General features: G+C 69.4%; 17 protein-coding genes. 7 read left to right on the plus strand and 10 right to left on the minus strand.

What is annotated here, in order from left to right; genetic code table 11:
* The first annotated feature begins 74 nt into the window (after nucleotides 1–74).
* Together metG and ACIPFH_RS22430 are read left to right on the plus strand one after the other, a co-directional pair.
* Nucleotides 75–1691, plus strand: coding sequence for a methionine--tRNA ligase (metG, locus tag ACIPFH_RS22425; protein WP_401828707.1), 1617 nt, complete (start codon nucleotides 75–77; stop codon nucleotides 1689–1691).
* 167 nt (nucleotides 1692–1858) lie between these two features.
* A complete protein-coding gene (locus tag ACIPFH_RS22430; protein ID WP_401828710.1) occupies nucleotides 1859–2350 on the plus strand; it encodes a hypothetical protein in 492 nt (163 codons plus the stop codon).
* Between the two features lie 349 nt (nucleotides 2351–2699).
* Here the strand turns inward: ACIPFH_RS22430 and ACIPFH_RS22435 are convergent, their stop codons facing one another.
* Nucleotides 2700–3695 (minus strand): NUDIX hydrolase, encoded by a 996-nt coding sequence (locus ACIPFH_RS22435; protein WP_401828711.1) that lies wholly within the window; start codon nucleotides 3693–3695, stop codon nucleotides 2700–2702.
* Nucleotides 3692–9802 (minus strand): hypothetical protein, encoded by a 6111-nt coding sequence (locus tag ACIPFH_RS22440; RefSeq protein WP_401828713.1) that lies wholly within the window; start codon nucleotides 9800–9802, stop codon nucleotides 3692–3694. The genes ACIPFH_RS22435 and ACIPFH_RS22440 overlap by 4 nt, the downstream gene beginning before the upstream one ends.
* Nucleotides 9803–10134: 332 nt before the next feature.
* On the opposite strand from ACIPFH_RS22440, the gene drmC reads away from it, so the two are divergent.
* Nucleotides 10135–10785, plus strand: coding sequence for a DISARM system phospholipase D-like protein DrmC (gene drmC, locus ACIPFH_RS22445; protein ID WP_401828716.1), 651 nt, complete (start codon nucleotides 10135–10137; stop codon nucleotides 10783–10785).
* An 81-nt stretch (nucleotides 10786–10866) separates the two neighbouring features.
* Here drmC and ACIPFH_RS22450 read toward each other — a convergent pair whose 3' ends face one another.
* Entirely contained in the window at nucleotides 10867–12210 is a 1344-nt protein-coding gene (locus tag ACIPFH_RS22450; RefSeq protein ID WP_401828719.1) for a polysaccharide lyase family 1 protein, read from the minus strand.
* 230 nt (nucleotides 12211–12440) lie between these two features.
* Here ACIPFH_RS22450 and ACIPFH_RS22455 point away from each other — a divergent pair, with 230 nt between their 5' ends.
* Nucleotides 12441–12806, plus strand: a complete 366-nt coding sequence (locus ACIPFH_RS22455) for a PH domain-containing protein (protein WP_401828720.1) — start codon at nucleotides 12441–12443, stop codon at nucleotides 12804–12806.
* A 197-nt stretch (nucleotides 12807–13003) separates the two neighbouring features.
* On the plus strand, nucleotides 13004–13681 hold the full coding sequence (locus tag ACIPFH_RS22460) for a hypothetical protein (protein WP_401829234.1): 678 nt from the start codon (nucleotides 13004–13006) through the stop codon (nucleotides 13679–13681).
* 187 nt (nucleotides 13682–13868) lie between these two features.
* On the opposite strand, the gene ACIPFH_RS22465 is transcribed toward ACIPFH_RS22460, so the two are convergent.
* The 4 genes from ACIPFH_RS22465 to aspS form a co-directional block, all read right to left on the minus strand.
* Nucleotides 13869–14909: an intradiol ring-cleavage dioxygenase gene (locus ACIPFH_RS22465; RefSeq protein ID WP_401828721.1), complete on the minus strand. Its 1041-nt coding sequence runs from the start codon at nucleotides 14907–14909 to the stop codon at nucleotides 13869–13871.
* A 195-nt stretch (nucleotides 14910–15104) separates the two neighbouring features.
* Nucleotides 15105–15554 (minus strand): hypothetical protein, encoded by a 450-nt coding sequence (locus ACIPFH_RS22470; protein ID WP_401828723.1) that lies wholly within the window; start codon nucleotides 15552–15554, stop codon nucleotides 15105–15107.
* Between the two features lie 297 nt (nucleotides 15555–15851).
* Complete coding sequence (locus tag ACIPFH_RS22475) at nucleotides 15852–16826, minus strand: intradiol ring-cleavage dioxygenase (protein WP_401828726.1); 975 nt, start codon at nucleotides 16824–16826, stop codon at nucleotides 15852–15854.
* Between the two features lie 139 nt (nucleotides 16827–16965).
* Nucleotides 16966–18762 carry an aspartate--tRNA ligase gene (aspS, locus tag ACIPFH_RS22480; RefSeq protein ID WP_401828729.1) on the minus strand — a complete coding sequence of 599 codons (1797 nt, stop codon included), beginning with the start codon at nucleotides 18760–18762 and terminating at the stop codon, nucleotides 16966–16968.
* 222 nt (nucleotides 18763–18984) lie between these two features.
* Between aspS and ACIPFH_RS22485 the strand changes: the two genes are divergently transcribed.
* Nucleotides 18985–21153, plus strand: a complete 2169-nt coding sequence (locus ACIPFH_RS22485; protein ID WP_401828730.1) for a SpoIIE family protein phosphatase — start codon at nucleotides 18985–18987, stop codon at nucleotides 21151–21153.
* 17 nt (nucleotides 21154–21170) lie between these two features.
* On the opposite strand, the gene ACIPFH_RS22490 is transcribed toward ACIPFH_RS22485, so the two are convergent.
* The 3 genes from ACIPFH_RS22490 to ACIPFH_RS22500 all read right to left on the minus strand — a co-directional run bounded on the left by ACIPFH_RS22490 (nucleotide 21171) and on the right by ACIPFH_RS22500 (nucleotide 24442).
* Nucleotides 21171–22241, minus strand: coding sequence for an AI-2E family transporter (locus ACIPFH_RS22490; RefSeq protein WP_401828732.1), 1071 nt, complete (start codon nucleotides 22239–22241; stop codon nucleotides 21171–21173).
* Between the two features lie 399 nt (nucleotides 22242–22640).
* Nucleotides 22641–23612: a pirin family protein gene (locus ACIPFH_RS22495; RefSeq protein WP_401828733.1), complete on the minus strand. Its 972-nt coding sequence runs from the start codon at nucleotides 23610–23612 to the stop codon at nucleotides 22641–22643.
* 347 nt (nucleotides 23613–23959) lie between these two features.
* Nucleotides 23960–24442, minus strand: coding sequence for an SseB family protein (locus ACIPFH_RS22500; protein WP_028806966.1), 483 nt, complete (start codon nucleotides 24440–24442; stop codon nucleotides 23960–23962).
* Between the two features lie 205 nt (nucleotides 24443–24647).
* On the opposite strand from ACIPFH_RS22500, the gene ACIPFH_RS22505 reads away from it, so the two are divergent.
* Nucleotides 24648–26489 (plus strand): acyl-CoA dehydrogenase, encoded by a 1842-nt coding sequence (locus ACIPFH_RS22505; protein ID WP_401828735.1) that lies wholly within the window; start codon nucleotides 24648–24650, stop codon nucleotides 26487–26489.
* Nucleotides 26490–26507: the final 18 nt, after the last annotated feature.

The raw sequence follows: 26507 nt of genomic DNA on the forward strand, positions 1-26507 counted from the left end.
GACCACTCGTCCGCCTCGTCCACCCCCCGAAACGCATGTGAGTGGATCTTCGCGGGGCCAGTAGGATTTCGGGCATGGCGGCCACTGGATCCGAGAAGCAGGGTGGCAAGGCGTTCTACGTCTCCACCCCCATTTACTACGTCAACGACGCTCCTCACCTGGGCCACGCCTATACGACCGTCGCAGGCGACGTGCTCACCCGCTGGCACCGCCAGCGCGGCGAGAAGGTGTGGTACCTCACCGGCACGGACGAGCACGGTCAGAAGATCATGCGCACCGCGGAGGCGAACGGCGTCAGCCCTCAGCAGTGGGCCGACAAGCTCGTCGACGAGGCCTGGCGCCCCCTCTGGGAGCACCTCGAGATCGCGAACGACGACTTCATCCGCACCACGCAGCAGCGGCACACCGACCGCGTCCAGGAGTTCGTGCAGGACCTGTACGACAAGGGCGAGATCTACAAGGGCGGCTACGAGGGCCCGTACTGCGTCGGGTGCGAGGAGTACAAGCTCCCGGGCGAGCTGCTCGACGGCGAGGGTGACTTCGCAGGTCAGAAGCTGTGCCCGATCCACAAGAAGCCCGTGGAGATCCTCAGCGAGGAAAACTACTTCTTCAAGCTGAGCGAGTACGGCGACAAGCTCCTCGCCCTCTACGAGGCCAACCCCGGCTTCATCCAGCCCGAGTCCGCGCGCAACGAGGTCGTGAATTTCGTCCGTCAGGGCCTTCAGGACCTCTCCATCTCGCGTTCCACCTTCGACTGGGGCATCCCGATCCCGTGGGACCAGAAGCACGTGATCTACGTGTGGGTCGACGCGCTGCTGAACTACGCCACGGCGGTCGGTTACAACGAGAACCAGGAGAAGTTCGAGGCCACCTTCCCGGCCGACGTCCACCTGGTCGGCAAGGACATCCTCCGCTTCCACGCGGTGATCTGGCCCGCCATGCTGATGGCGCAGGGCCTCCCGCTGCCCGGGAAGATCGCCGCGAACGGCTGGCTGATGGTCGGCGGCGAGAAGATGTCGAAGTCGAACCTGACCGGCATCAAGCCGCAGGACCTGACCTCGCACTTCGGCGTGGACGCGTACCGCTGGTACTTCCTGCGCGCCATCGCCTTCGGCCAGGACGGCTCGTTCTCGTGGGAGGACTTCTCCGCCCGCTACACGAGCGAGCTGGCGAACGACTACGGCAACCTCGCCTCCCGCGTGGCCGCGATGGTCGGCAAGTACTTCGACGGCGTCCTGCCCGGGGCCACCGCCGACAGTGAGGCCGAGAAGGCGCTGCACGACGGTCTGGCGAACGCGGTGGCGGTGGCCGACCGGAAGATCGGCGAGGAGCTGGACTTCCAGGGCGGCATCCTGGCCGTGTTCGACTTCGTCAAGCAGGTCAACGGCTACATCACGGAGCAGGAGCCGTGGAAGGTCGCGAAGGACGACTCGGCCGAGGGCCGGGCTCGCCTCGCGACCATCCTCTACACCGCCGCGGAGTCCCTCCGTGCCGTCGCCGTACTGCTGAACCCCGTCATGCCCGAGACCTCCCAGAAGCTGTGGGACTCGCTGGGCGCCGAGGCGGTCCTGGGTGCTCTCGCGGACCAGCGGGTCCAGGAAGCCGGAACCTGGGGCACCCTCCCGGCCGGTACCACGGTCACCAAGGGAGCGGTTCTCTTCCCTCGCCTGGAGGAGAAGCCGACCGCGTAGCGCGCGGGACGAACGCCGCTGCGCGGTGACTGACGAGGGGGTCCGGGAACGAACCGTTTCCCGGACCCCGGTCGGAAGATCAGGACCCCGGCCGGAAGAAGCAGCCGTAGCCCCGTAGAAGTCTCCCCGCCTCCGGTGTGTTCCCGCCAAGCCGTATGGTTTCCGCCATGGCAGTCCCCAACGTCATTCCGATCGCCTACGAGCCGAAGCACCGCACCGAGTCCATCGGGCGGTACGCGGACGGCCAGTTCCTCGCGTCGGTCACGTACGCCTTCCCGGAAGGGTTCCGTCTCGACGACGGCTGGGAAGAGCACAAACGCCTCTACACCGTGCTGCACACCTTCGACGCGGACGGCCACTACCGCGACTCGGACATCTGGTGTGCCGGCACCTGGGCCGAGCAGCAGCGCGACCCGCACGGCGACGACTCGGTACTCACCCGGGCCCGCGTCCGCCTCGCCACCCTCCTGCGCAGCCTGCCCCGCCGCTCCTACACGGACATCGCGGTCCGCCCCTTCCACCTCACGTACGAGGGCGTCCTGTTCGGCCTGGTGATCCGGGAGGAGAAGGACGACGACGGCGAACCGGACACCTGGGCGGAGCTCTACCCGGACCGCCTGGCCTTCGCCGAACCCTGGGACGGCACGTACGACACCTGACGGGCACCGGCGGCGTTGTCTTCCCGACTCCCGACCCTGACTTCCAGTCCCCGCCCCAGCCCGCGCGAGACCGTCCGGGCCGAACTCCTTTCGTCACACCCGCGGACGCCCCGGGATCGGCCGCATCCTGACTGAGCCTCCCGGTCTCCTGCAACCAGCTGCAACCAGCCCGGAAACCACGTAGCGGCAGACACGTCGCAAGTCAGAGGCCACTGGCCCGACGCCCCACCCCCAGCCGAGCGCCCGCCCCGCAAAGTCATCCTTCGCTCCCGGGCACAGGACAGGGGGCGTGCTTCCGCGGGCGGCCGAGTAGCCGTCCGGAGCGGCGGACCGACACTGTGCGGCCGTGTCACATGAAGAACGGCACCAGTGACGCGACCAGTCCGACAACGCCGATCACGAGTCCCGCCACCTCCCAGGGATGGTCATTGATCACCGCACCGAGCCCTCGAAGCGGGGGGTCCGGGAGGCTCCACGGCAGGCCGCGCAAGCCGCCTGGGAGCATGGCCTCCAGGCGCGAGAGGGCAGTCACGTTGAGCGAAGCACGGCCGATACGGAAGTCGGGATCGAGCAAGTCGCCCTCGTCGACCCAGCGCGCCCCAGGCCCTGGTCGCAGCCGGTCCGTGTCGGTCTTCAGCAGGAAGAAGGTCATGCGGTACCCGGTGAGGGCGCCGTGGGTACGCGACGGCTGAACCGCCTCCACCACGCCGAGTTCAGTGAGGACGTCCCGGTCGGACCGGTGGGCGTAGCCGTCCAGCTCCTCCTCCAATTCCCGGACGGCGGTCGCTCGCGCGTCCGTGTCGGAAGCCCGGGCGTGGCCTCCCGGCAACTGGTACTGACGGGCCCGCTCGTCGTACTGGAGGAGATACCTGGCCCGGCTGCCACGACGCCTCAGCCGGGACTTGACCAGCACCTGGACGACGTCCACCTGGCGCAGCGGCGGCGCGGCGGGATCCAGTGCCAGCCGGTGCGTCTCGGCCAGGTGAAGGAACTGCGGGCCGGCTAGCACTTGGCCGGCCGTGAACGGCCCGGTGTCGGTCCCAGCCCGCTCCCAGTTGTCGAGGACCGTGTGTCCGGAGCGCACGTAGGCAGCCAGACATCGCAGAAAATAAGCCGCTTGGGGGCTGATCACAGCGGTGGCCGCGGCGCCGTCCGGCGTGCTCTCCTCGCGCAGCACGCCGAACGCGCCCGCGAGCGCCAGCACCACGGGCACAGAAGTACTCGCCTCGGTTGAGGTGAGCCCGGCCAGGAGGCCGAGATCCTCCACGGTCACGGGCCTGATCCCTTGCTGGTCCGCCAGGCGTTCCAGCAGAACGGCGGTCGTCGTCCGCCACTCATCGGTCACGCCTCACCTCCGGGCGTGCTCCCGCCTGCCTCGTCCTCGCCGATCCTGCGCAGGCTCCACATGCCAGGTCCGATCTCAACCGCCTCGTATCCGTACTTCTGGGCCAGCCGCCGCAGTCCCGGCCGACCGACGACTGCGCGGTAGGTCTCCACCCCCCAGCGCTCGACGAGTCGATGGCCGACGTTCACGACCGCGGCCTCCCTGCCCTCAGCAACCAGGGAGTCGATCGCGGCGGCAAGATCAGCGGCAATGTCCGCAGGCTCCACGACGGGTACCTGCGACAGGGATGCCGAAGCGGACGAGAGCTGGTCCGGATTGCCCGATTCCTCGTTCCGGCGTCGCGCCACGCGGTGCCCTGGGCGTACCTCGTACGCCTCCCAGCCCGGCTGGCTGTTCACCCACGCGGTAAGTGATCTGCCCACGACGGACGGGTAGTCCTCAGCGAGCCGTGCCCGCAGAGCTTCGCCGAGATCGGAAAGATAGGGCCCGCTCTCCTTGGCGCGCATGTCACGCACGACGGCTTCGAGCAGGGCCTCGTCGGACGATGCGGCACCTCGATCCACGCGTTCCGGCGTGCGGCGGATACGTCCCGGCCGGCCCGGCCTGTCCACCACCTCCCACCCCGGCTCCGCGAGGATGCGTTCGTGCAGCGAGCGGCCGCCGTCCGGTCCGACCACCTTGTAGTACTTCTTCCGCCCGAGCGTGTGCCGCAGCCGCTTCGTGACCATCGGGAACTCCGGGTCCGTGCCGTGCTGTTCGCGAAGGTGGTCGACCGCCTCGGCCAGGGCAGCGCCGAACGAGGCCGACGGCGTCCTGGGGCGAGCCCGAGCCTCCCCGTCGGGCTGCCCGTCGAAGCCCAGTCGGCCGAACACGGCCCGCGACTCCAGGGACAGGAAGCGGCCTCCGTCACCCGTCCTGCAGCGCAACCAGTCCAACTCACCCCACAGGCTGGACAGGTGTCCGATGCCCAACCGCTCGGCAAGGGGTATCGCTCCTACGAACTGCTCCTCGAGCCACTCGACCACCTCGGTCTCGGACACCCTCTCGCTGCCCTGGCTCGTCCAGGCGTCCATCTGGTCGCGCAGGTGGCCTTCCAGCCGTTCCCTCAGCTGATCGCCCGGGACGAGTTCGTCGTCGACGAGGGTGGAGTCCAGCGGCAGCAGTTGCACGTCCCGGGCGGCGTTCTGCCCGCGCCGGTCCAGCTCCGGCTCAAGCCATATGAGTTGGCCGTGCCGGGGTGTTGTCGCGTCTGGCTCCGGGACGTCCTCCGGCCGAACCCTGGCCAGCAGACCGCCGGAGTGCGCAACCATCCAGGTGCGAGTGGATTCCTGCACCCGCACGACCTGGCCCAGGACCCTCCGCCCGGATCGGAGAGGGGAACGCGGCGGCGCGACTTCCGTGCTCTGGTGCGCTCCCGGCCGACGGGGGGCGTCGTCCAGGAGTACCTCCGGGTCGTCGCCGCCTACGTAGCGGATCCGGCCGGTCCGGTCGAGGAGTGCCTCGATATCGACGTCATGCCGGTAAAGGGCCCGCAGTCGCTCCGTGAGCGCTGACAGCCGGGGCGTCTGCCCGACCTCCTGCCAGGCGAGCAGCAGCGACAGCAGGAACTCGATCTGCTGCTCGTCCCGGATCTCCTCGGCTCGTGCGGCCAGGACCGTGGACGACACGACGATCGTCTCCCGGTCGGGCTCCGCCGGGACCAGGCGGGGCAGCTCCGTTTCGACCGCGCTGCGTGCCGAGACGGCGTCCGGCAGATGCCCGGGTCTGGCCTCCCATGCCTGCAAGCCGTCCGGGCTCATCCCCAGGTAGAAGTTGACCTCCTGCTCCTCGTCGCTGTCCGGCAGGAAGTCCCCCTGCTTCGGCACGAAGAATGCAGTGACCGAACCGTCCAGTCGGATGAGACCCGACCAGAGACTATGCATCACGTCGATCTGGCCGTTGACGCGTCGTAGTGGTTCGGTGTTCTTCCAGAAGTTCTTCTTGCGGTCCCACTCGCCGAGGTCACTGTCCGCGATCAGTGTGTATCCGCCGGGTGCCTTGGCGAACCACAGATAGGACTGCTTGGGGCGGCCGGACACCAGCTCCCGGCTGATCCGCTGAGCCTCGCGGAACTCGGCGGTGTCATCGCTGAGTCCCTTGAACCACAGGTGGAACAGCAGGCAATAGCGGTAGTAGTGGCCGCGCCAGGCCGACAGGCGGTCCAGCCACCCGTCGAGCAGCGACAGGGCTTGGTCCGCGTCGAACTCGGGCAGCTCCTTGAACGCCTCGAACCACAACCGGTAGTCCTCCGCCCGGCCGTCGTGGCGGGAGAGGTTGCGCCGGGCCAGTTCCACGATGCGGCGAAGCTCGGGCGCACTCAGACTGCGCCATCGGCGACCCGCCCTGACGTAGTACGCCTGCGCGAGGGCCCTCTGCACCATGGGGTTGCTCCGGCGTCCGGTACTGGCGACCTCCCACGTCTCGACCACTGCGTCGAGGTCGTCGTACAGCTGGTCGATGCCGGTGCGGCACTCCACGACGAACCTGTCCTGGTCGTCAAGAGTGCCGCGGACCCTGGTCGCCTCGTGGAGGAGCGCGTTGGCCTCGCCGATCTGTTCGGCCACCCAGTCACCGGCGCGGGAGTCCAGTTGCGCGACGGAGTTCACGCGCGCGGCGGCCTTCAGCGTCCTGGCGGCGGTGATGATGGTCTGTACGTGTGTGATGTACGCGTACAGGTTCTCGGGATTGAGCCGTCGGGACGTCTCGAAGCAGTCGACCGTCCACTCGAAGTACTCATCGATGACTCCCATGACCGCCGTGACCCCGCGGGACTTCTTCCGTGTCAGCTCCTGCCTGAGGATCGCCCGCCGGGTGAGCCCGAGGGTGTGGTGATGGATGAAGTCGTCCTCGGCCAGGGAGACCGCGTGGGAGACGTACTCCTCCGCCTTGTCGAGGTCCCGTTCCAGCCGGTACATCTGGTGCCGCCCGAGGTGGTTCCAGAAGTGCGGTTCCTTCGGCATGTGGTGGGTCAGCGCGCGCAGCACCTCGTGCGCCGCGTCTACGCCGAGACGCTCGACGAGGGGGGAGAAGTCGCCGCGCTCATCGTCGTCCGCGCTGTCCACCGTGCCGCTCTGCCGGATGACGAACATCTGTTGGAGCAGTACCCGGACGGGGTCGGAGGACACGTCGGTGGTGTGGGTGAGAGCCTCGATGAAGTCGATCGCGAGGTCTTTCAGGTGGTACTGCCACTGTTCGTCGTCGTAGAGACAGGCGAGGGCCTGCTCGGCGATGAGCTGGTGCTGGAGGCGGACCCGACCTGAGCGGACCACGACGAGCCGGGCCGCGCCAGGTCCCAGTACGTCGGCGAGTTCGAGACCGGCGGAGGGGGAGGCCAGGCGCATCAGCCTGTGGACCAGCTCCGACTGGAGCCCGGTGTTGGAGTACACGGTCACCAGCGCCAGGTACTTCATCACCTCGGCGGCCCGGCCCTTGACCCGTTCCAGATGGCTGCTGACGTAGTCCGAGAGCTTGGTGAATTTCCGCTCGAATGTGATCAGACCGTAGAAGAAGGGCGTCCGGTACTGCTTGTAGGACTTGCGCGAGAGCCGTTTCAGCTCGCTGATCCGGGCCCGTTCGTCGACGAGCTCGCTGTAACGCCGCTCGAAGTCCGCGGTCTCCGTCGCGTTCAGGTGCTCGTCCACCACGAGGGCGCTGCTTCCGGAGCCGCTGACCCCACGCCGGACGTAGAGCACTGTCGTGTGCGTGCCGCGCTTGCCGAGCTCCTGGTAGAGCGCTTCGCGGTCGGACTCGCTGAGGTCTCCGGACTCCGCGACCAGAAGAACCGGCTTCTGCGTCCTCCGGTACAGCAGATTGAGTCGGTCCGCGATGAGAGGAACGCGGGCACGGTCGACGACGACGCCGTGCGGCAGCACCGCCACCGGATACTCGTGGTGCAGGTCCCACGCCGCACGCAGCGCCAGGGTCGTACCGCCGGTGCCGGGCTTGTGTTCCAGCAGGACGGTGCGGGTCCGGTGCTCCTCCAGGCTGTCGCGCAACGTCGTCGCCAGGCTCGGTGCGATCGTGCGCGGCAGGTCACGGCGCTGGTCGAGATCGGCCCAGCTGATCAGTCCGCCGCGCCAGAACTCGTCGTTGTGCCGGCCTTCCGCGGGCGGGACGGTCAACTCGATCCCGTCGTGCAGGACAACCAGGTGCTCCCACAGTTTCTGCATGGTCTCGGGAGCCAGGGCGGCTGTCCCCCGGTCAGCGGCCGGGACGGTGTAGTCCACCTCGTCGGGAGTGGTGCCGAGCGTTTCTGCGAGCCGGTCGAGCAGTGCCGACAGCCGCAGGGGCACCGTGCTCAGTTCCGCGGCGACAGCAGGCTTGGTCGGCCCCAGGTGCAGAAAGGTTCCCTTTCCCTGAAGCGCCTCGTCCACGGCGTCGATCACGAGCAGCAGGCGCTCTCGCTCGGTCCCGAAACCACGTGATCCGTCACCTTCGAGGACAAGCACACGGACCGGGGCGTCCCCGACGGACTGCTGGAAGGAGGACACCAACTGCCTCAGCGGGTTGAGGCGTTTGTAGACCCAAGTGCGCAGTTCGTCGGGCTGCTCCTTGCGCCGCACGGATCCGACGGCGAGATTCCAGGCCGTGCCCCTGCCGTAGTCGGTCGGCAGCTGCTCGCGAGTGAAGAGATGGACGGCCCGCTGGGCTTCGAGGACCGGCCCCGCCCGGTGGTACAGCCCGTCGTGGTCGGAGCGGGGGTCCATGTCCACGATCAGCGACCAGGGGATACGGCCCAGCGCGGCCACGGACGCGCTGTCCGGCATGCGTTCGGCGATCAGGACGTAGCGGGCGGCGCTCTGCGAGAAACCGGAAACGGAGTCCCACACCGACTCCCAGAGTTCGGCCTCCGCCGCCTCGCGGCGTGCAGCCTCGGACTCTGCGCTATCCGCGTCCCCGGCAGAGGTGCCGGGCGGGGCCAGGAGGCCGGCGGCTTCGGCCGTGGCCCGCCTGTACCTCTGCGCGTACCACCCGGCGTAGACGAGACAGATCTTGGCCGCCGGGCTCCCGGGGCTGAAGCGCCGTGCCCACAGCAGTCCGGCGATCACGCGGAGGAGCATGAACTGGCAGGCGAGCTGGTCCAGTCGGCCCGTCTGCTCGAGGATCCACTCCTGGATCCCCTCACGGGACTCCCGGAGGAATGCCATCAGCCAGTCGGTGCCGTCCGGGACGGTCCTGCTGGCGACGCTCTCGACGCTGGTCAGGCAGCGGTGGAGGGTCGAGAGGCGAATGTCCTGCATGAGGTTGACCAGGACACTGACCTCGAGATAGGCGAGGTCGAATCCGGCGGCTCCGTCGTGCGCTCGGTCCGTGTCGACGATCCAGTAGGCGGTGTCGCTTTCGGCCTGTTCGTCGCGCGGCACAAGCAGGTTCCTGTTGTGCAGGTCGCCGTGGCAGCACCCTCCCATCACCGGTACGGAGTCACTGCGGCCGGGGCCGAGAATTTCACGGGGGTCCAGGACGGGATAGCCGCTCTCGTCGTTGTAGAGGCCGGCCGTGAAGTAGTGCTCGGCGTTTCCGAGGCACTCCCGCGCCCTGTCCTCGCCGACCAGCTCGACCAGCAGCTCGTGCGGGGTCATCGCCCGCACTCGGTTGGGGTCGGACCAAGCGGTGAGGACGTCCCTGGCGACTCTGCGGGCCACCTTGCGTAAGCCGGTCGACTGGGTGCGGGGGGCCACGTAACGGCTCAGACTGCCCCCGGCGAGCTGGTGCAGGGTGACAACCAGGCGGTCGTCGCCCTCGCCCGTCGGATGGATGCGCAGCAGCCGGGGGATGTGCTCGTCGGCGAACGCCGGGTCGGCGTCGCGCAGCAGGGCGCTGGCGGCGAGTTCGTTTCGCTGGGCCAGCCTGTCGTCGGGCGGGCCCACCCGTAGGACGTAGCCGCCCACCGCGAAGCCGGTGGTGTCACCACTGACGTCGACCCCGACGAGTTCGGCGCCCGAGGTTCCCTGCGGCGTTTCCGTGAAATGCAGCGTGGCGTTGGGCAACCACAGATCCAACGCCTTGCGCGCAGCTTCCCGCTGACCGCTGTGCTGCAGCGGCACCCCGTTGTCCACACGTTCCCCCAAGGGTTCCTGCCCGAACACAACTCAACGGTTGTAGCACCGGCACATGCAGCGTGCCCGGAAACCGGTGATACCGAACCGTCGGAGGTCCGCACACACGCAAAAAGGGACGCGCAAAAAAGGGTGGGAGCCCTGAACTCCGGTGTCGCGGGCCCTGACCCGTCGTGTGTCCGGGAACACCGGCCGTCGTCCCGAACCCGATGTCGACGGGCTCTGCACCGGCGTCCGGAGACCGCGGTGCGGCCGCCTTGAGGGTGTAGCGCGTCACCGGGGTCCTGTCTCAGCCGGGGGACGCGCTGCCGAACCCTCCACGGCTGTCCGAGCACATCGGCCCCTTGGAGACGGCCACTGATCCCGACGATCCCCTGCTGATCCGCTTCGTCGCGGCCCAGCCCGCCGCCGGTCTGGCTCACCGGCTCACAGAAATCATCCGCGTTTGGCGCGCCGAGGCCCCCGGAATGACCGGAGCGGGACTCGCCCTGGCTCTTGCCACCGCACGCTCGTTGCCCCGGCCCCAGCCGGCCCAGGTCGTGGTGAGTGGTCCGCTGAGCGCTTCGGTATCGGCGAGACTGACGAGCGGGGTAGCAGGGGAGGTCATTCGCTCGGCGAGCACCTCGCTGTTGATCGCCAGCTTCGCGGTCCACGGAGCGCGGGAGGTCGTCGCAGAGATAGGGCGAGCCGTTGACCGAGGGGTGAGCGTGGATCTCCTGCTCGAGGAGTCCACACAGGCGTCGGCGGCCTTCGTCGCACTGCCCAGCGAGGTACGCGTCTGGCACCGGGTGGCGACTTCCGGTGTTCTGCACGCCAAGCTGGTCGCCGCCGATCGACACACCGCCCTGCTGGGAAGTGCCAACCTCACCGACCGCGCCCTGTCCGACAACATCGAGCTCGGTGTGGTGCTGCGGGATCCGTACGTGGTGGAGCCGCTGGTCGACCACTTCCACTGGCTGCTGGCCTCGGAGAACAAGGTCATGCGTCGTGCGTGAACCTCTTGTGGACGCATGCGCGGCAGGCGAACGCGAGGGCCGGGGGCTCGTGGTCTCCCGGCCCTCGCGTGTCTGGGGGTGCTACTTCAGGACGCCCGCGCCCGTCGTCGTCGCCAGCGAGGTCGGCAGGTTCTTCGCCGACGTCTCCAGGCCCGCCGTCAGGGTCGGGGTCCAGTTGACCGTGGTCTTCAGGTCCTTCGACGAGGCCGCGTTGTACGCGGCGACGAGGTCGGTGGCCATGCCGTTGACGAGGTTGCCGGTGCCCTTGACCGCGCCGGTTCCGTCGCCGCTGAGGAGCTTGGCGACCTTGCCGCCGGTCGGGATCTTCCAGTAGTTGTTCTCCGCGACGACCTGGGCCTTGGCGCGGGAGTTGATGCTGTACTGCGTCGCGTAGCCGTTGAGCGTCGTGACGTCGTAGTAGTTGTCGTAGATGTGCACCTGGCCGACCCGGGCCAGCGGGGCGCGCTGGACGATGCCCTTCCAGATGTTGTGGTGGATGGAGACGCGCAGCTTCCCGGCGGGCTCGCTGTCGCTGCTGCCGATCAGCATCGTCTTGTCGTGGTTGGTGAACTGGTTGCGCGAGACGGTCACCAGGTCCGAGCTCTTGGTGATGTCCAGGGCGCCGTCGTGGATCTGGTACTCGCGGCCGTAGTACTTGGGGTTGGCGCTGTCGAGGTGGGGCGCGTCGGTGAACGTGTTGTGGTCGGCCCAGACGTGGGTCGCGCCGCGCAGGGTGACGGAGTCGTAGTTGGAGTTCCAGTTGCCGTCGTCGCCGTCGGTCGGGTCCCACTGCGGGAAGCAGTCCTCGGTGGCGGCGAAGTTCAGGTTGCGGACGACGACGTTGTCCACGTTCTGGATCTGGAGCATGCCGCCGGATATCCCGGCGCTGGTGCCCGGCACGCCGACGACGCTGGTGTTGGCCGGCACCTTGAAGACGATGTTCTTCGCCTGCTTGGTCTGGGCGGCGGCGCGGGCCTTCTCCTGGGTGCCGGAGGGCAGCTTGGAGGTGCCGTAGGAGGAGGGATCGTACGCCTTCAGATAGGCGGAGAGCGAGTAGCCCGTGCCCGACGCGTAGTCGGCGCAGGTCAGCTTCTTGCCCGCGTCGTTCGTGTTGGCGTCGATGGTGCCCTTGACCTTGATGATCCGCGGGGTGGTGTCGGTCGCCGAACCGAGCGCCTTCACCAGCTCGGCGCGGGTGGAGACGGTGAAGGTGTGCGCGGCGTCGGCCTTGGTGCCACCGGTGGTGCCCGTGCCGGAGGAGGCCCAGCCGTCCTTGGCGGCGAGCGTCTGGTGGTACAGGTCGGCGGCCGAGGCGTTCGCGTTCATCACGACGACCCCGGCGCCGACACCCGCGGCCACGGCGGCGGCGGTGACGACGAGGACGCGGCGCGAGCGGAGGGACCGGCGGTGGGAGGGAGCTGCCACGGGGGGATCCTTACGGGGAGGAGCGGGCTTACGTCGTGTCAGTGGTCGCCGTCCGGTGAAGAGTTGCCGCCCATTGCGGATTTTTTCCGCCGCCTCCTCCGCCACTCGTTCAAACGCCTTCACGATTCCCCCACCTGCCCCCTAAGGTCGCATCGCGGACGAACACCTCCCTCCGCGGAGGGATCGCCGCACATGGACCGACGACGACGTCACCAACTGGGGGATCTTCCGTGGCACTCTTCGGCAACGCGCATCCCGTCGACCCGGCGCAGGCCCAGCAGGACTACGCCCGTCTGCTGGGTCAGGGTGAGCATGTGCAGGCCGCCTACCTGCTGATCCGCGACACCATCCTGTTCACGGACCGCCGGCTGATCCTCGTCGACAAGCAGGGGATCACCGGCAAGAAGACGGAGTACCACTCCATTCCGTACCGCAGCATCACCCACTTCGCGGTGGAGACCGCCGGCACCTTCGACCTGGACGCCGAGCTGAAGATCTGGGTGTCCGGCTCGTCCGTGCCGATCCAGAAGACGTTCACCAAGGGCGTGGACATCTACGAGGTACAGGCGATCCTCACGCAGTTCGTCGCGAAGTAGCGCCCTCGTCACGCCTTCACCCAGGACGGAGGCGGGCGTCCCGGACGCCGCGAGGCGGGGGACGGGTCCGGTACGACGGTCGCGGTCGGGACGTGAACCGCGACGGCAGGCCGGAGTACCGCGTACCGGGCGTCCGGGTCGGGCGGCGGGCACCGCGGCTGTCACGCCCGCTCGGTCACACCTGGTACGACTACTCGGTGGACCTTCTCCGACCCCACCTCCGACTCCTCGCCGAGGTCTTCGACGTGGCTGCCGCCGGCGCTCCCTGGGCGCTGGCCGGCGGCTACGCGCTCCAGGCGCACGAACTGCTCCAACGCCCGCACGCGAACGTGGACTTGGCGACGGAGAGCGCGGAGCCGATGCCCCGGCTGGCCGAGGCGCTGGGCGCGGCGCTCACCTCCAGGGGCGGCCACGTGGCGACGCTCGAGGACTCGGACCCGCTGTCCGCGCACCTTTCCGTGCTCGACCGCACCACCGACACGGTCCTCCGGTTGGCCCTGCACAAGGAGACCTTCTGGAGCCCGCCCGTCGAGACCCCCTACGGTCCGGCGCTCTCGCTCCCGGACGCGGTGGGCACCAAGGTCCGGGCGCTCTACGACCGTGGTCTGGCCGTCGACCTGATCGACGCGAGGGCTGCGTCCGCCCGCTTCACCCACCCCGACCTGGAGGAACTGGCCCGCCGCCACGCCCGGGACGACTTCGACCTGCCCACCCTCCAGGCCCGGCTGACCGGCACGGACCACTACCCGGACTCGGCGTTCACGGCGTACGGCCTGTCCGAGGACCAGCTCACGGACCTGCGCGCGTGGGCGCAGACCTGGTCGACGGACATCGCGGAGCGCCTGCTGGAGGAGGGAGCGTCACCGGACGAGTGAACGGGACGGCTCCCGCCGCACCCAGGAGGAGATCGTGCCCCGGCCGTACGCCCGGCCGTAGCGAGCCGCCGCACGACTCCCCGGCGTCGCGCTTGAACCGGTCGACGGGTGTGCGCGGTATCCGGGGAGTCGTCTCGTCCTCGGTGCCGGCTCACACTCGGCGAGCCGGATCAGCCAACGGCGCCGCTCAGCCGGCGGAAGCGGACGCCTCGGCCGACGCCGTCTCGGACGCGCCCGGCCGGACGGCGTCGTCGGTGCCCTCGTGGGCGGCTTCGGGTTCGACGCCCATGGTGATCGAACCCACGACGCCCTTGGCGATGTTCTTCTTGTCGTACTTCAGCTTGAGCAGACCGCCCTGGACGCCGCTCTGGTCGTAGATCGTGTCCTCTGTGAGGGTGGTGCGCTCGGTGGTGCTGGTGGAGTACGGCTCCACCTCGGCCGAGGCCAGCACGGACGCCTCGTCGAAGAAGAACTGGCCGGTGTGGCAGGTGTTGCCGCCCTCGTAACCGGCGTCGGTCCACTCACCGTTGACGTGCACCTTGGTGTGGATGTGGACGGTGCGGCCGCGGTACCAGCCCGGGAAGACCGTCTTGAAGGTGACCCGTCCCTGCCGGTCGGTCTTCCAGGTCCCGCGCAGATAGCGCTCGTCGTCGGTCGGCTCCTCGTGCCCACCGCCACCGCCGCCACCGGACGGCGGCTCGCCGGTCGGGGCGCCGGTCGGAGTGCCGGTCGGAGTCCCGGTCGGAGTCCCGGAGGGCGCGTCGGTGGGAGCGCCGCCACCTCCACCACCGGTGGAGAGGCTCTCGTAGCCGGAGTAGATGCCGAGGGCGTCGCAGTGCCAGACGTCCACGGCCGCGTTCACGATGGGCTTGCAGGTCGCGGAGTCGATCACCTTGAGCGCGAGGGTGAGCGGGATGCCCTCCTTGTCCTCGGTGATGTCCTGGCGGAGCTTGTCCGCGTCGATGTAGTACGGGCCTTCGGTGGTCTCGGAGGTGAGCTTGTAGCAGGCATCGCCGGCACTGGCGGAGGCGGCGGCCTTGGGCTTGCCACCGCCCTTCTCCCCGGCGAAGGCACCGGCGGCGAGCGCCCCGCCCGCACCGACGGCGACGGCCGCGCCCGCACCGGCGACGACCACCTTCCGGCGGGTCAGATCACGCTTGTGCCTGGGGCCCTGCCCGTCGTTCTCGGTACCGGCCGTGTTCGCTGTGGTTCCTGGGTTTCCCGTCATGGCCGCGAAGCTAGGAGGCGGACCTGTCAGGGGCGTGGCAACGACCTGTGGACTTCCAAGGGCAGGTAAAGATGGGCCGGTTCAGGGGTCTGTTTTCAGCCCGCTCACGGTAAAGGCGCCGGTGCCGGACGGCCCGCCGTGCGACGCGTCCCGCCCGGCGGCGTCCAGTCGGGGCACCGGGCCGACGACGCGTGGCTACCGCGCACCCGCGCCGGCCGGTCGCCGAGCCTCGGGCGTGCGGTCGTCGACGGGGGTCGGTGTGAGCCCCAGCGCCGCACGCGCCACCCGAAGCTGCTCCAGCCCCTCCTTCGCCACCCGTGTGACCTCCGCGTACTCCCCGGCCGTACGGGCCTCGTCGAGCTGAGCCCGCGCCGCCCGAAGGCACTCCGCCGCGCTGATCAGCCCCCGCCCCTCCGACTCGTCCGCGCCCGCCCAGGCCCGCGCGTCCGGCGGGACCAGGCCGCCGCCCAGGCGTAGCAGCCAGTGGTTCGCCTCCGCCTCCGCGTCCAGGTCGGACAGCCCGGACGGGTGGGACGGGCCGGACGGGCGTCGGGTGCGCGCCGCGCGGCGCTGGGCCACCACCCCCACCACCGCACCGGCGATCAGCAGCACCGAAAGCGTGATCATGAACCCCGTGGATCCCATGGCTGTGGCTTCCTCCCTCGCCCCGTCGGCCCGTGCCGGCGTACCGCTATGAAACGACGCGGCGCTGTGCCCGCCCCCCGGGCTTCCTGTGCGGCTCCGGTGAGCTTTCCAGGAGCGGGGGCGGGAGCGGGGAAGGGAGCGGAAGCGGGGGCGGTGAGCCGGGGTCGGGAGCCCGGGCCGGGAGCAGGAGCAGGGAGCAGGGGCGGATCGGAGCGGCCCATGAAGGGAGCTACGCCCCCCGAAGCGCGTCGCAACGCGTCGCAACGCAGGCCGGAGGGCGTGGCCCGAAGAAATCCGTCAGCTCCCGGAAGCCGAGGGTGAAGCCGAGGCGGCATCCGAAGCCGAAGCGCTCGGCTGCGGCGGCATGCCCTGGCCGTCCTCCGTCACGTCCGGATCGACGCCGACCGTGATCGACCCGTGGACGCCCCTCGCGATGTCCCGCGCGTCGTAGCGCAGCTTCAGCAGGCCGCCCTGGGTGCCGCTCTGGTCGTAGATCGTGTCCTCGGTGAGGGTCGTGCGCTCGGCGGTGTTGCTCGCGTACGGCTCCACCACCGCGGAGGCGAGAACGGACTCCTCGTCGAAGAAGAACTGGCCGGTGTGGCAGGTGTGCCCGCCCTCGTAACCGGCGTCGGTCCACTCGCCGTCCACGTGCACCTTGACGTGGATGTGGACACACCGGCCCCGGTACCAGCCCGGGAAGACCGTGCGGAAGGTCACCTGACCGTGCCGGTCCGTTCGCCAGGTGCCACGCAGGTAGCGGCCGTCGTCCGTGGGCTCCTGGTGGCCGCCTCCCGGGGGCGCTCCGGTGGGCGCGCCGGTCGGGGGTTCGCCGGTAGGGGGCCCACCGGTCGGAGCGGGACCGCCGCCTCCGCCACCGCCTCCGTTGCCCTGGTCCTCGTAGCCCGAGTACACCCTCGCCGCATCGCAGTGCCAGATGTCGACGGCCGCGTTCCGGATCGGCTTGCAGCTCTCCGAGTCGATCACCTTCAGGCCGAGGAGGAGCGGGACGCCCTCCCGGTCCTCCGTGACGTCCCGGCGGATCTTGTCGGCGTCGATGTAGTAGGGGCCCTCGACCGTCTCCGAGGTCAGCCGGTAGCAGGCCTCCCCGTCGGCGCCGGCCCCGGTCCGGGCCGGTCTGCCGTGCTCGCCTGCGGCGCTCGCCGCGAAGGCGGTGCCGCCCAGCCCCGCCGTCGCGATGCCGCCGGCTGCGACGGCCACGACCTTCCGCCGCGATAAGTCCCGTTCGCTGTGTGGTTTCTGAGATCCCGTCATGAGGCCGGGACGCTAGGGACGAAACCTGTCAGGAGCATAAGGAAGGGCTGTCAGTTTCCGGGGAAAACGAAAGTGGCCCGGAACCGACGCCGGTTCCGGGCCATTTCTCCACGGCTTGCTCAGGCCACCTGCCTGCCCCCTACTTCGGCTGCGGCTTGCGCACCGACAGGTGCAGCTCCCTCAGCCGGGCCTCCTCCAGCTCCGTCGGCGCGCCCATCATCAGGTCCTGGGCGTTGCCGTTGAGCGGGAAGGCGATGGTCTCGCGGATGTTCGGCTCGTCGGCCAACAGCATGACGATGCGGTCGACGCCCGGGGCGATCCCGCCGTGCGGCGGGGCGCCGAAGCGGAAGGCGCGCAGCATGCCGGCGAACTTGTCCTCGACCGTGTCCCGGTCGTAGCCCGCGATCTCGAACGCCTTGAGCATGATCTCCGGCTCATGGTTCCGGATCGCGCCGGAGGACAGCTCGACACCGTTGCAGACGATGTCGTACTGCCAGCCCAGGATGTCCAGCGGGTCCTGGGTCTCCAGGGCCTCCAGACCGCCCTGCGGCATCGAGAACGGGTTGTGCGAGAAGTCGATCTTGCCGGTCTCCTCGTCCTTCTCGTACATCGGGAAGTCGACGATCCAGCAGAAGCGGAAGACGTTCTCCTCGAAGTGCCCGGCACGCTTGGCGGCCTCGACCCGCACCGCGCCCATGATCTTCGAGACCTCGTCGAACTCGCCCGCGCCGAAGAACACCGCGTGACCGGCGGCCAGCGACAGGCGCTTGGTCAGTTCGGCGACGTTCTCCTCGGTCAGGAACTTCGCGATCGGGCCGGTCAGCGTGGGGGTACCTCCCCGGCCGTCAGGGCTTTGGGGGACGTCCTCGGTCACGCGGACCCAGGCCAGGCCCTTCGCACCCAGTGTCACGGCGAAGTCGCCGAGCTGGTCGAAGAACTTGCGGGGCTGCGCGGAGACGTCCGGCACGGCCAGCGCGCGCACGTGCTTGCCCGCGAAGGCCTTGAACTCCGAGCCCTCGAAGATGTCGGTGATGTCGACGAGTTCCAGCTGAGCCCGCAGGTCGGGCTTGTCGGAGCCGTACTTCAGCATCGCCTCCCGGAACGGGATGCGCGGGAACGGGGAGGTGACATGCCGGCCCCCGCCGAACTCCTCGAACAGCTCCGTCATGAGCTTCTCGATCGGCTGGAAGACGTCCTCCTGCTCGACGAAGCTCATCTCGACGTCGAGCTGGTAGAACTCGCCCGGCGAACGGTCCGCGCGGGCGTCCTCGTCACGGAAACAGGGCGCGATCTGGAAGTACCGGTCGAAGCCCGAGATCATCAGCAGCTGCTTGAACTGCTGCGGGGCCTGCGGCAGGGCGTAGAACCTGCCCGCGTGCAGACGGGACGGGACGACGAAGTCGCGGGCGCCCTCGGGAGAGGTCGCGGACAGGATCGGCGTCGCCATCTCGTTGAAGCCCAGTGCCGTCATCTTGTGCCGCATCGCCGAGATGACCGACGTCCGCAGCATGATGTTGCGGTGCATGCGCTCACGGCGCAGGTCCAGGAAGCGGTACTCCAGGCGCCGCTCCTCGTTGACCCCGTCCTCGGAGTTGATCGTGAAGGGGAGCGGCTGGGCCGCGCCGAGCAGCTCGACCTCGCCGACCTCGACCTCGATCTCACCGGTCGGCAGTTCCGCGTTGACGTTCTCCGCGCCGCGCGAGACGACCTTGCCGTCGATGCGGACCGTCGACTCCTTGGTCAGCTTGTCGAGGGCCTCGTACGCGGGCGTGCCCGGACGTGCGACGAGCTGCGTGATGCCGTAGTGGTCGCGCAGATCGATGAAGAGGATGCCGCCCAGGTCGCGCCGATTGTGCAGCCAGCCGCTCAGCCGGACGTCGGTGCCGACGTCAGAGGCGCGGAGCTCGCCGCAGGTGTGGGACCTGTACCGATGCATCGTCGTTCATCCAGTCTTCGCGGATCGGGGTCTGGGTTCAACCGTGAGTCCCGGTCATGAGGCTCAACCATGCGTCTCGGCCGAGAGCCTCAGCCGAGGGGTCTCAGCCGGTGTTTCACGTGAAACACCCCCAGCCTACCGGGCAGCCCAAGCGCGGCTCCCCCCAATAGCGAGTGGTGATCAGAGTGGCACTCTTCTATCGCATCTTCTTAAAGTGGGGCAATGCGCACTGGCGAGCCGTTGCCCGCCGTGGGGGAGGTCCTGGCCTCCCTCGCGACCGGCCTGTGGCACTGGGACACCGCCACCGGGCTGGTCACGGTCGATACCGAGGCGGCCCGGCTGCTCGGGCTGCCCCCGGAGGAGAGAGTCCTCACCGAGGCCCAGACCCGGGCCCGCCTGCACCCCGTCGACTGGAACGAGATCACCGGGGTGATCCAGCTCGCCGTCGCCGAGGGCACCCTCGCCGAGGTACGCATCCGGATCATGGACGACCAGGGGCGGGTCGTCCGGGTCGTGCGCAGCCGCTCCAAGCCGTCCTTCGACCCGGTGAGGAAGGCGTACGAGCTGATCGGCACCCTCCAGGAGGTGACCGAGCCGACGCCGGGCACACCCGCCGGCCGGACCGCCGTCACCGGCGACTGGCGGCGCTCGCGTGAGGCGTTCCTGCTGGACGCGGGCCGGGCGCTGGCGGAGGCGCGGTCCACCGAGGAGGTCCTGAGGGTCGCGGCGGCTCTGTCCATGCCGGGCTTCTCACCGGACGGGCTCGCCGTCTTCGGGGTGGAGGGCGACCGGCTGACGATCATCGGCCACCACGGACACCAGTCCGGCGACGAGGACCCCTTCACTCAGATGTCCATCCATACGGACTATCCGGCCGCCGAGGTGGTGCGCACCGGACGGGCCGTGTACCTGTCATCCCCCGAGCGGTACAAGGAGCGCTACCCGCTGACCTGGCCGCTGGCCTCGCACTTCGGCCGTCATTCGTGGGCGTTCCTGCCGCTGACGGTGGCCGGCCGCACGATGGGCGCCTGGATGGCCGGCTTCGCCTACCCGGTGGCGTTCACCCCGGACGAGCGGTCCGTGCTGACCACGGTCGCGCGCATGCTCGCCCAGGCCCTGACCCGGGCCGGCGCCGCGGAGACCCAGCGCGAGCTGACCGACGGCCTGCAACGCTCCATGCTCCCGACCCTAGGCCCCGAAATACCCGGCATGACCCTCGCAGCCCGCTATATACCGACCGGCGGCGGCCTCCAGGTCGGCGGCGACTGGTACGACATGATCCCGCTGCCGAGGGGCCGTTTCGCCCTGGTGATAGGGGACGTCCAGGGCCACGACGTCCGTGCCGCGGGCCTCATGGGCCAGCTGCGCATAGCGGTACGGGCGTACGCCGCCGAGGGACACCGCCCCGACGCCGTCCTCTCCCGCGCCTCCGGCTTCTTCCACGGCCTCACCGCCACGGACGGCGGGGCAGGTGCCGATCCGCGGTTCGCCACCTGTCTGTACATGGAGGTCGACCCGGTGACCGGGGTGCTGGAGGCCGCCCGGGCCGGCCATCTGGACCCCGCGATCCGGATGTCCGACGGCACCGTGCTGGTCCGCGCGACCTCCGGGGGCCTGCCCCTGGGCATCGATCCCGACGCCGACTACCCCACCACCCGGCTCGCCCTGGAACCCGGCGAGACGCTGATGCTGTGCACCGACGGCCTGCTGGAGACCGGAGGCCACGACCTCGACACCGGCTGGCGGCGCGTGCGCAAGACCCTCGAGACGCACGAGGGCGATCTGGAGGAGCTGGCCGACGCCCTGGTCCAGGCGGTGCACGGCCCTTCCTCCCACCACACCACGGGCCCCCTCGCGGACCGGCGCGAGGACGACATCGCCGTACTGCTCCTGTGCCGCCAGGGCGACGGCGCCTGCGGCCCGAGCATGTCTCCCGTGCCGGTGCGGCAGCCCGTGCGCCGCTCGATGCTGACGGTCGCGCAGGCCGAGCCCGAACGGATCGCCGCCGCCCGGCAGCAACTGCGCGAGCTGCTGCACGACTGGACCTGCGAGGACCAGATCGACTCGGCGGTCCTCCTGGTCTCCGAGACGCTGACGAACGTCCTCGTCCACACCGACGCGGACGCCCTGCTCGTCGCCGAGGTCACCGGCGCCCCCGGCGAACGCCGGCTCCGCATCGAGGTCACCGACACCGGCGACGACCTCCCGCACATGCGCCGCCCCGGCGAACTGGCCTCCTCGGGGCGCGGCCTGGTCCTCATCGAACTGCTCGCGGACACCTGGGGGGTGGCGCCACGAGGCAAGGGCAAGAGCATCTGGTTCGAGCTCGTCGAGCCCCACGAGTCCTACGAGCCCACGTCGGACGAACCGTCGCCGGACGAGCCCTCGTAGGACGAACCGTCGTAGGACTAGCTCCTGTCGGACGAGAGCTCGTCGGAAGAGCTCTCGTCGGACGACTTGTAGCGCGCCCGCAGTTCGTGCAGGACCCCGAAGGCGGCGGCCGTCAGCGGCACGGCGAGCAGCATGCCCAGGATCCCGGCGACGGACGCCCCCGCCGTGATGGTCACCATCACCACCGCCGGATGCATCTGCACGGTCCGGCTCTGGATCATCGGCTGAAGCACGTGTCCCTCCAGCACCTGCACGGCCAGGACCACCCCGAGCGCCCACAGCGCGATGACGAAGCCCCGGTCGGCGAGCGCGACCAGCACGGCGACGGCCCCGGAGAGAAATGCGCCGAGATAGGGGATGTACGCCCCGACGAACACCAGGGCACCCAGCCCGACCGCCCCCGGCACATCGAGGACGAGCAGCCCGACGGTGATGCAGACGGCGTCGATGAAGGCGATGAAGGTCGTCCCGCGCATGAACCCTTCCACGGCGCGGAAAGCCCGCCGTGCCATGGCCTCCAGCGTGTCGCCGGTCCCACGCGGAGCGACGGACCGCAGTGTGCCGACGGCCCGGTGCGAGTCCCGCAAGAAGAAGAAGACGAGCAGCAGCGCGAGCACGGCCATGGCGATGCTCTCGCCGACGACACTGACCCCGCTGATGACATTGGAGGCGGCCGTCCCCCCGAACCTCGTGAGCAGTTCCTTCGCATGGGACGCGAGGTCGTCGAGCGAGGTCCCGGCGGCCCCGAAGTGCTCGGCGACACCCCGCGACGCCGACCTGAGCGCGGCGACGATCTGATCCCCGCTGTCGATCAGCGCGGCGACGACGATGTACACGGCCCCGCCGACCACGGCGACGACGGCGACACAGGTCAGCCCCGCCGACAGCGACCGGGACACCCCCACTTCCACCAGCCTCCGGTACAACGGCCTGAGCAGCGCGGTCCCGAGCAACGCGAGCAACACGGGCGTGACGGCGGTACGCAATTCGGCGCACAGCCGGATTCCCACGTACCCGACGCCCGCCGCGAGAAGAATCACGGCGCACCAGGCGGCGAACCGGCGGGCGGGGAGCGGGAGCAGGTGCACGTGTTCAGCGGACCACGCAGGCGCCGGGCTGTCCTGACCGGACGGCCGCCTGGGTGAGAGGACGTGACCCGGCATCAGAATCGAACCAGCGGTTCCCGGCTGTGGATGTGGCGACGGTGGCGGCCTACCTGGCGCCTGCGCTCGTCCTGGGTGAGGCCAGTCACCGCATCGAGGTGATCTCCACTCGCACGGGGCTCACTCGAGCTCGCGTCTACGACTGCCTGCGCACACTGCTCAAGCGCGGGTGCACGCGGCAGGCAGGCTGCTCCGCTGACGGAGCGCCGATCCACGTGCTGCTGTACGGGCATCACCGCCGAATGAGACAGGCCCGAAGTCGCAAACCAAAGTTGCGGCTTCGGGCCTTGTCGCACCGTACCGGTTTTCCGGCGAGCCGGAGGGCTAGATGCCCTCCGCCGTCATCCCGTGCACCGCCGGAATCGTGCCCAGCCGGCCCTTCTGGAAGTCCTCGAAGGCCTGCTGGAGCTCGTCCTTGGTGTTCATCACGAACGGGCCGTAGTGGGCCATCGGCTCACGGATCGGCTGACCGCCCAGCAGCACGACCTCCAGGTCAGGCGTGTGGGAGTCCTGCTTCTCGTCCGCGCGGACCGTCAGCGAGGAGCCCGCGCCGAAGACCGCCGTCTGCCCCAGGTGGATCGGGCGGCGCTCCGCACCGACCGAACCGCGGCCCGCCAGGACGTACGCGAGACCGTTGAAGTCCTCGCGCCACGGAAGAGTGAGTTCCGCGCCCGGCGCGAGGGTCGCGTGGACCATCGTGATGGGGGTGTGGGTGATACCGGGGCCCGCGTGCCCGTCCAGCTCGCCCGCGATGACGCGCAGGAGCGCGCCGCCGTCCTGGGTCGTCAGGAGCTGTACGTGCCCACCGCGGATGTCCTGGTAGCGCGGGGCCATCATCTTGTCCTTGGCCGGCAGGTTCACCCACAGCTGGAGGCCGTGGAAGAGGCCGCCGGACATGACCAGCGACTCAGGCGGCGCCTCGATGTGGAGGAGGCCCGAGCCGGCCGTCATCCACTGGGTGTCGCCGTTGGTGATGGTGCCGCCGCCGCCCTGGCTGTCCTGGTGGTCGAAGATCCCGTCGATGATGTAGGTGACGGTCTCGAAGCCGCGGTGCGGGTGCCAGGGGGTGCCCTTCGGCTCGCCCGGCGCGTAGTCCACCTCACCCATCTGATCCATCATGATGAACGGGTCGAGGTGTCGGTAGTTGATCCCGGCGAACGCGCGGCGTACCGGGAAGCCCTCGCCCTCGAAGCCGCTGGGCGCGGTCGTGACGGTGAGCACGGGACGGGCGACGGCGTCGGCCGCTGCCGTGACGCGCGGCAGGGTCAGCGGGTTCTCGACGGTCACTGCGGGCATGTCCGTACCTCCTTGGGCGATGTGCGTCCAGTTTAGTTGAGCGTTGAACTTTCTGCCACCCGTAACGACGGAAGTCCGGAAGACATTCCCATAGGGAGACGACCGCGCGAGAGATCGGTGGCGCGCGGGAGCGCGGGCAGGGCGCGTGGGTGCGGACGGGGCGCGGGGTGCGGGCAGCGCGGGGTGCGGCCGCCGCGAGGAACCCTATGGCATGGCTGCGACAAGAGCAGGGGAGCGCCGGGCCCCGGGAACAGCCGGGCAGCACCCGGAAGGAAGCGGGCCGAAGGGAGCCGGAGGAGGGACCGATGGAGGAAGGAGCCGTGCAGGAAGGCAGCCGGGGAGGACCCTCAGCCGTACATCCGTCGCATCGCGAACTCGACCATCTGCTCGACCGCCTTCGCGTCGAACACCATCCGGTGCTCGCCCTCCATGTCGAGGACGAAGCCGTAACCGGTGGGCAGCAGGTCGATCATCTCGGAGCCGGTGATCACGAAGTACTTGGACTCCTTGCCCGCGTACCGGCGCAGCTCCTTGAGCGAGGTGAACATCGGGATCACCGGCTGCTGGGTGTTGTGCAGGGCGAGGAAGCCGGGGTTGTCACCGCGCGGGCAGTAGACCTTGGAGGTGGCGAAGACCTGCTGGAAGTCCTCGGCGGCCAGCTGCCCGGTGGTGAACGCCCGCACCGCGTCCGCGAGGGACGGCGGGGACGGCTCCGGATAGAGCGGCGGCTGCTGACCGTACCCGCCGTGGCCGCCGGGCATCTGCTGCTGCGGCGGGGCGTACTGCTGCTGTGCAGCACCGCCGTCCATGGGCTGGCCGTATCCGTACATGGGCGCAAGCGTACCGAGCGCGCCCGCCGGACGGGGCGGTACGGGGCCCCGTACCGGGCCTGCGTGACGCGTTGCGCGTCACAGATGACCGGTTCGGGGTTGCGACTTATTACCGACGGGTAGCATCATCGTAGCTACTTGTTGGTATCTGAACTAGCGCGAGGATCCCGGTCCCTCGCCGATCTCTCTTTACGGAGCCGTCGCCATGGGGCATTACAAGTCGAATCTCCGCGACATCGAGTTCAACCTCTTCGAGGTACTCGGACGCGACAAGCTGTACGGCACCGGCCCGTTCGGGGAGATGGACACCGAGACCGCGAAAAGCATCCTCGAGGAGCTGACCCGCCTCGCGGAGAACGAGTTGGCGGAGTCCTTCACGGACGCCGACCGCAACCCGCCGGTCTTCGACCCCGAGACCAACACCGCGCCGGTGCCCGCGTCCTTCAAGAAGAGCTACCAGGCCTTCATGGACTCCGAGTACTGGCGGCTCGGCCTGCCCGAGGAGATCGGCGGCACCACCGCCCCGCCGTCCCTGATCTGGGCGTACGCGGAGCTGATCCTCGGCGCGAACCCGGCCGTGTGGATGTACTCCTCCGGCCCGGCCTTCGCGGGCATCCTCTTCGACGAGGGCAACGACGTCCAGAAGAAGATCGCGCAGATCGCCGTCGACCGGCAGTGGGGCTCCACGATGGTCCTCACCGAGCCGGACGCCGGCTCGGACGTCGGCGCCGGCCGCACCAAGGCGGTCCAGCAGGAGGACGGCTCCTGGCACATCGAGGGCGTCAAGCGCTTCATCACGTCCGGTGAGCACGACATGTCGGAGAACATCCTCCACTACGTGCTGGCCCGTCCCGAGGGCGCCGGACCCGGCACCAAGGGCCTGTCCCTCTTCATGGTCCCGAAGACGCTCTTCGACTTCGAGACCGGCGAACCGGGCGAGCGCAACGGCGTCTACGCGACGAACGTCGAGCACAAGATGGGCCTCAAGGCCTCCAACACCTGCGAGATGACGTTCGGCGACCGGCACCCCGCCAAGGGCTGGCTGATCGGCGACAAGCACGACGGCATCCGCCAGATGTTCCGCATCATCGAGTTCGCCCGCATGATGGTCGGCACGAAGGCGATCTCCACCCTGTCGACCGGCTACCTCAACGCGCTGGAGTACGCCAAGGAGCGCGTCCAGGGCTCCGACCTCGCGCAGTTCGGGGACAAGGCCGCGCCGAAGGTCACCATCACCCACCACCCCGACGTGCGCCGCTCGCTGATCACGCAGAAGGCGTACGCGGAGGGCATGCGCGCCCTCGTCCTCTACACGGCCTCCGTCCAGGACGCGATCGCCGTGAAGGAGGCGAACGGCGAGGACGCGAAGACGGAGCACGCGCTCAACGACCTGCTCCTGCCGATCGTCAAGGGCTACGGCTCCGAGAAGGGCTACGAGCAGCTCGCCCAGTCGCTCCAGACGTTCGGCGGCTCCGGGTTCCTCCAGGAGTACCCGATCGAGCAGTACATCCGCGACGCCAAGATCGACACCCTGTACGAGGGCACCACGGCGATCCAGGGCCAGGACTTCTTCTTCCGGAAGATCGTCCGCAACCAGGGCTCGGCGCTGAACTCCCTCGCCGAGGACATCAAGAAGTTCCTCGCGCTGGGCACCGGCGGCGAGCGGCTGGCCGGCGCCCGTGAGCACCTGGCCAAGGCCGCCGTCGAGCTGGAGGCCATCGTCGGCCTGATGCTGACCGACCTCGCGGCCACCGAGCAGGACGTCAAGAACATCTACAAGGTGGGCCTGAACACCACCCGCCTGCTGCTCGCCTCCGGGGACGTCATCGTCGGCTACCTGCTCCTCAAGGGTGCGGCGATCGCCGCCGAGAAGCTGGAGTCGGCCTCCACGAAGGCCCTGTCCGCCAAGGACGTGGCGTTCTACACCGGCAAGATCGCGGCGGCGAAGTTCTTCGCGGCCGACGTCCTGCCGGGCGTCACCCTGGCCCGCAAGGTCGCCGCGGGCGTCGAGCTGGACCTGATGGAGCTGGACGAGGCCGCCTTCTAGCACTCAGAGGCCGCGTTC

This window comes from Streptomyces sp. NPDC088157, assembly GCF_044741545.1.
Classification (GTDB): Bacteria; Actinomycetota; Actinomycetes; order Streptomycetales; family Streptomycetaceae; genus Streptomyces.

Coding starts and splice junctions, on each gene's coding strand:
- ACIPFH_RS22495 (WP_401828733.1), bottom strand. CDS start 23,612: ATGCCCGCAGTGACCGTCGAGAACCCGCTGACCCTGCCGCGCGTCACG.
- ACIPFH_RS22485 (WP_401828730.1), top strand. CDS start 18,985: ATGCGCACTGGCGAGCCGTTGCCCGCCGTGGGGGAGGTCCTGGCCTCC.
- ACIPFH_RS22475 (WP_401828726.1), bottom strand. CDS start 16,826: ATGACGGGATCTCAGAAACCACACAGCGAACGGGACTTATCGCGGCGG.
- ACIPFH_RS22430 (WP_401828710.1), top strand. CDS start 1,859: ATGGCAGTCCCCAACGTCATTCCGATCGCCTACGAGCCGAAGCACCGC.
- aspS (WP_401828729.1), bottom strand. CDS start 18,762: ATGCATCGGTACAGGTCCCACACCTGCGGCGAGCTCCGCGCCTCTGAC.
- ACIPFH_RS22500 (WP_028806966.1), bottom strand. CDS start 24,442: ATGTACGGATACGGCCAGCCCATGGACGGCGGTGCTGCACAGCAGCAG.
- ACIPFH_RS22465 (WP_401828721.1), bottom strand. CDS start 14,909: ATGACGGGAAACCCAGGAACCACAGCGAACACGGCCGGTACCGAGAAC.
- ACIPFH_RS22470 (WP_401828723.1), bottom strand. CDS start 15,554: ATGGGATCCACGGGGTTCATGATCACGCTTTCGGTGCTGCTGATCGCC.
- ACIPFH_RS22505 (WP_401828735.1), top strand. CDS start 24,648: ATGGGGCATTACAAGTCGAATCTCCGCGACATCGAGTTCAACCTCTTC.
- metG (WP_401828707.1), top strand. CDS start 75: ATGGCGGCCACTGGATCCGAGAAGCAGGGTGGCAAGGCGTTCTACGTC.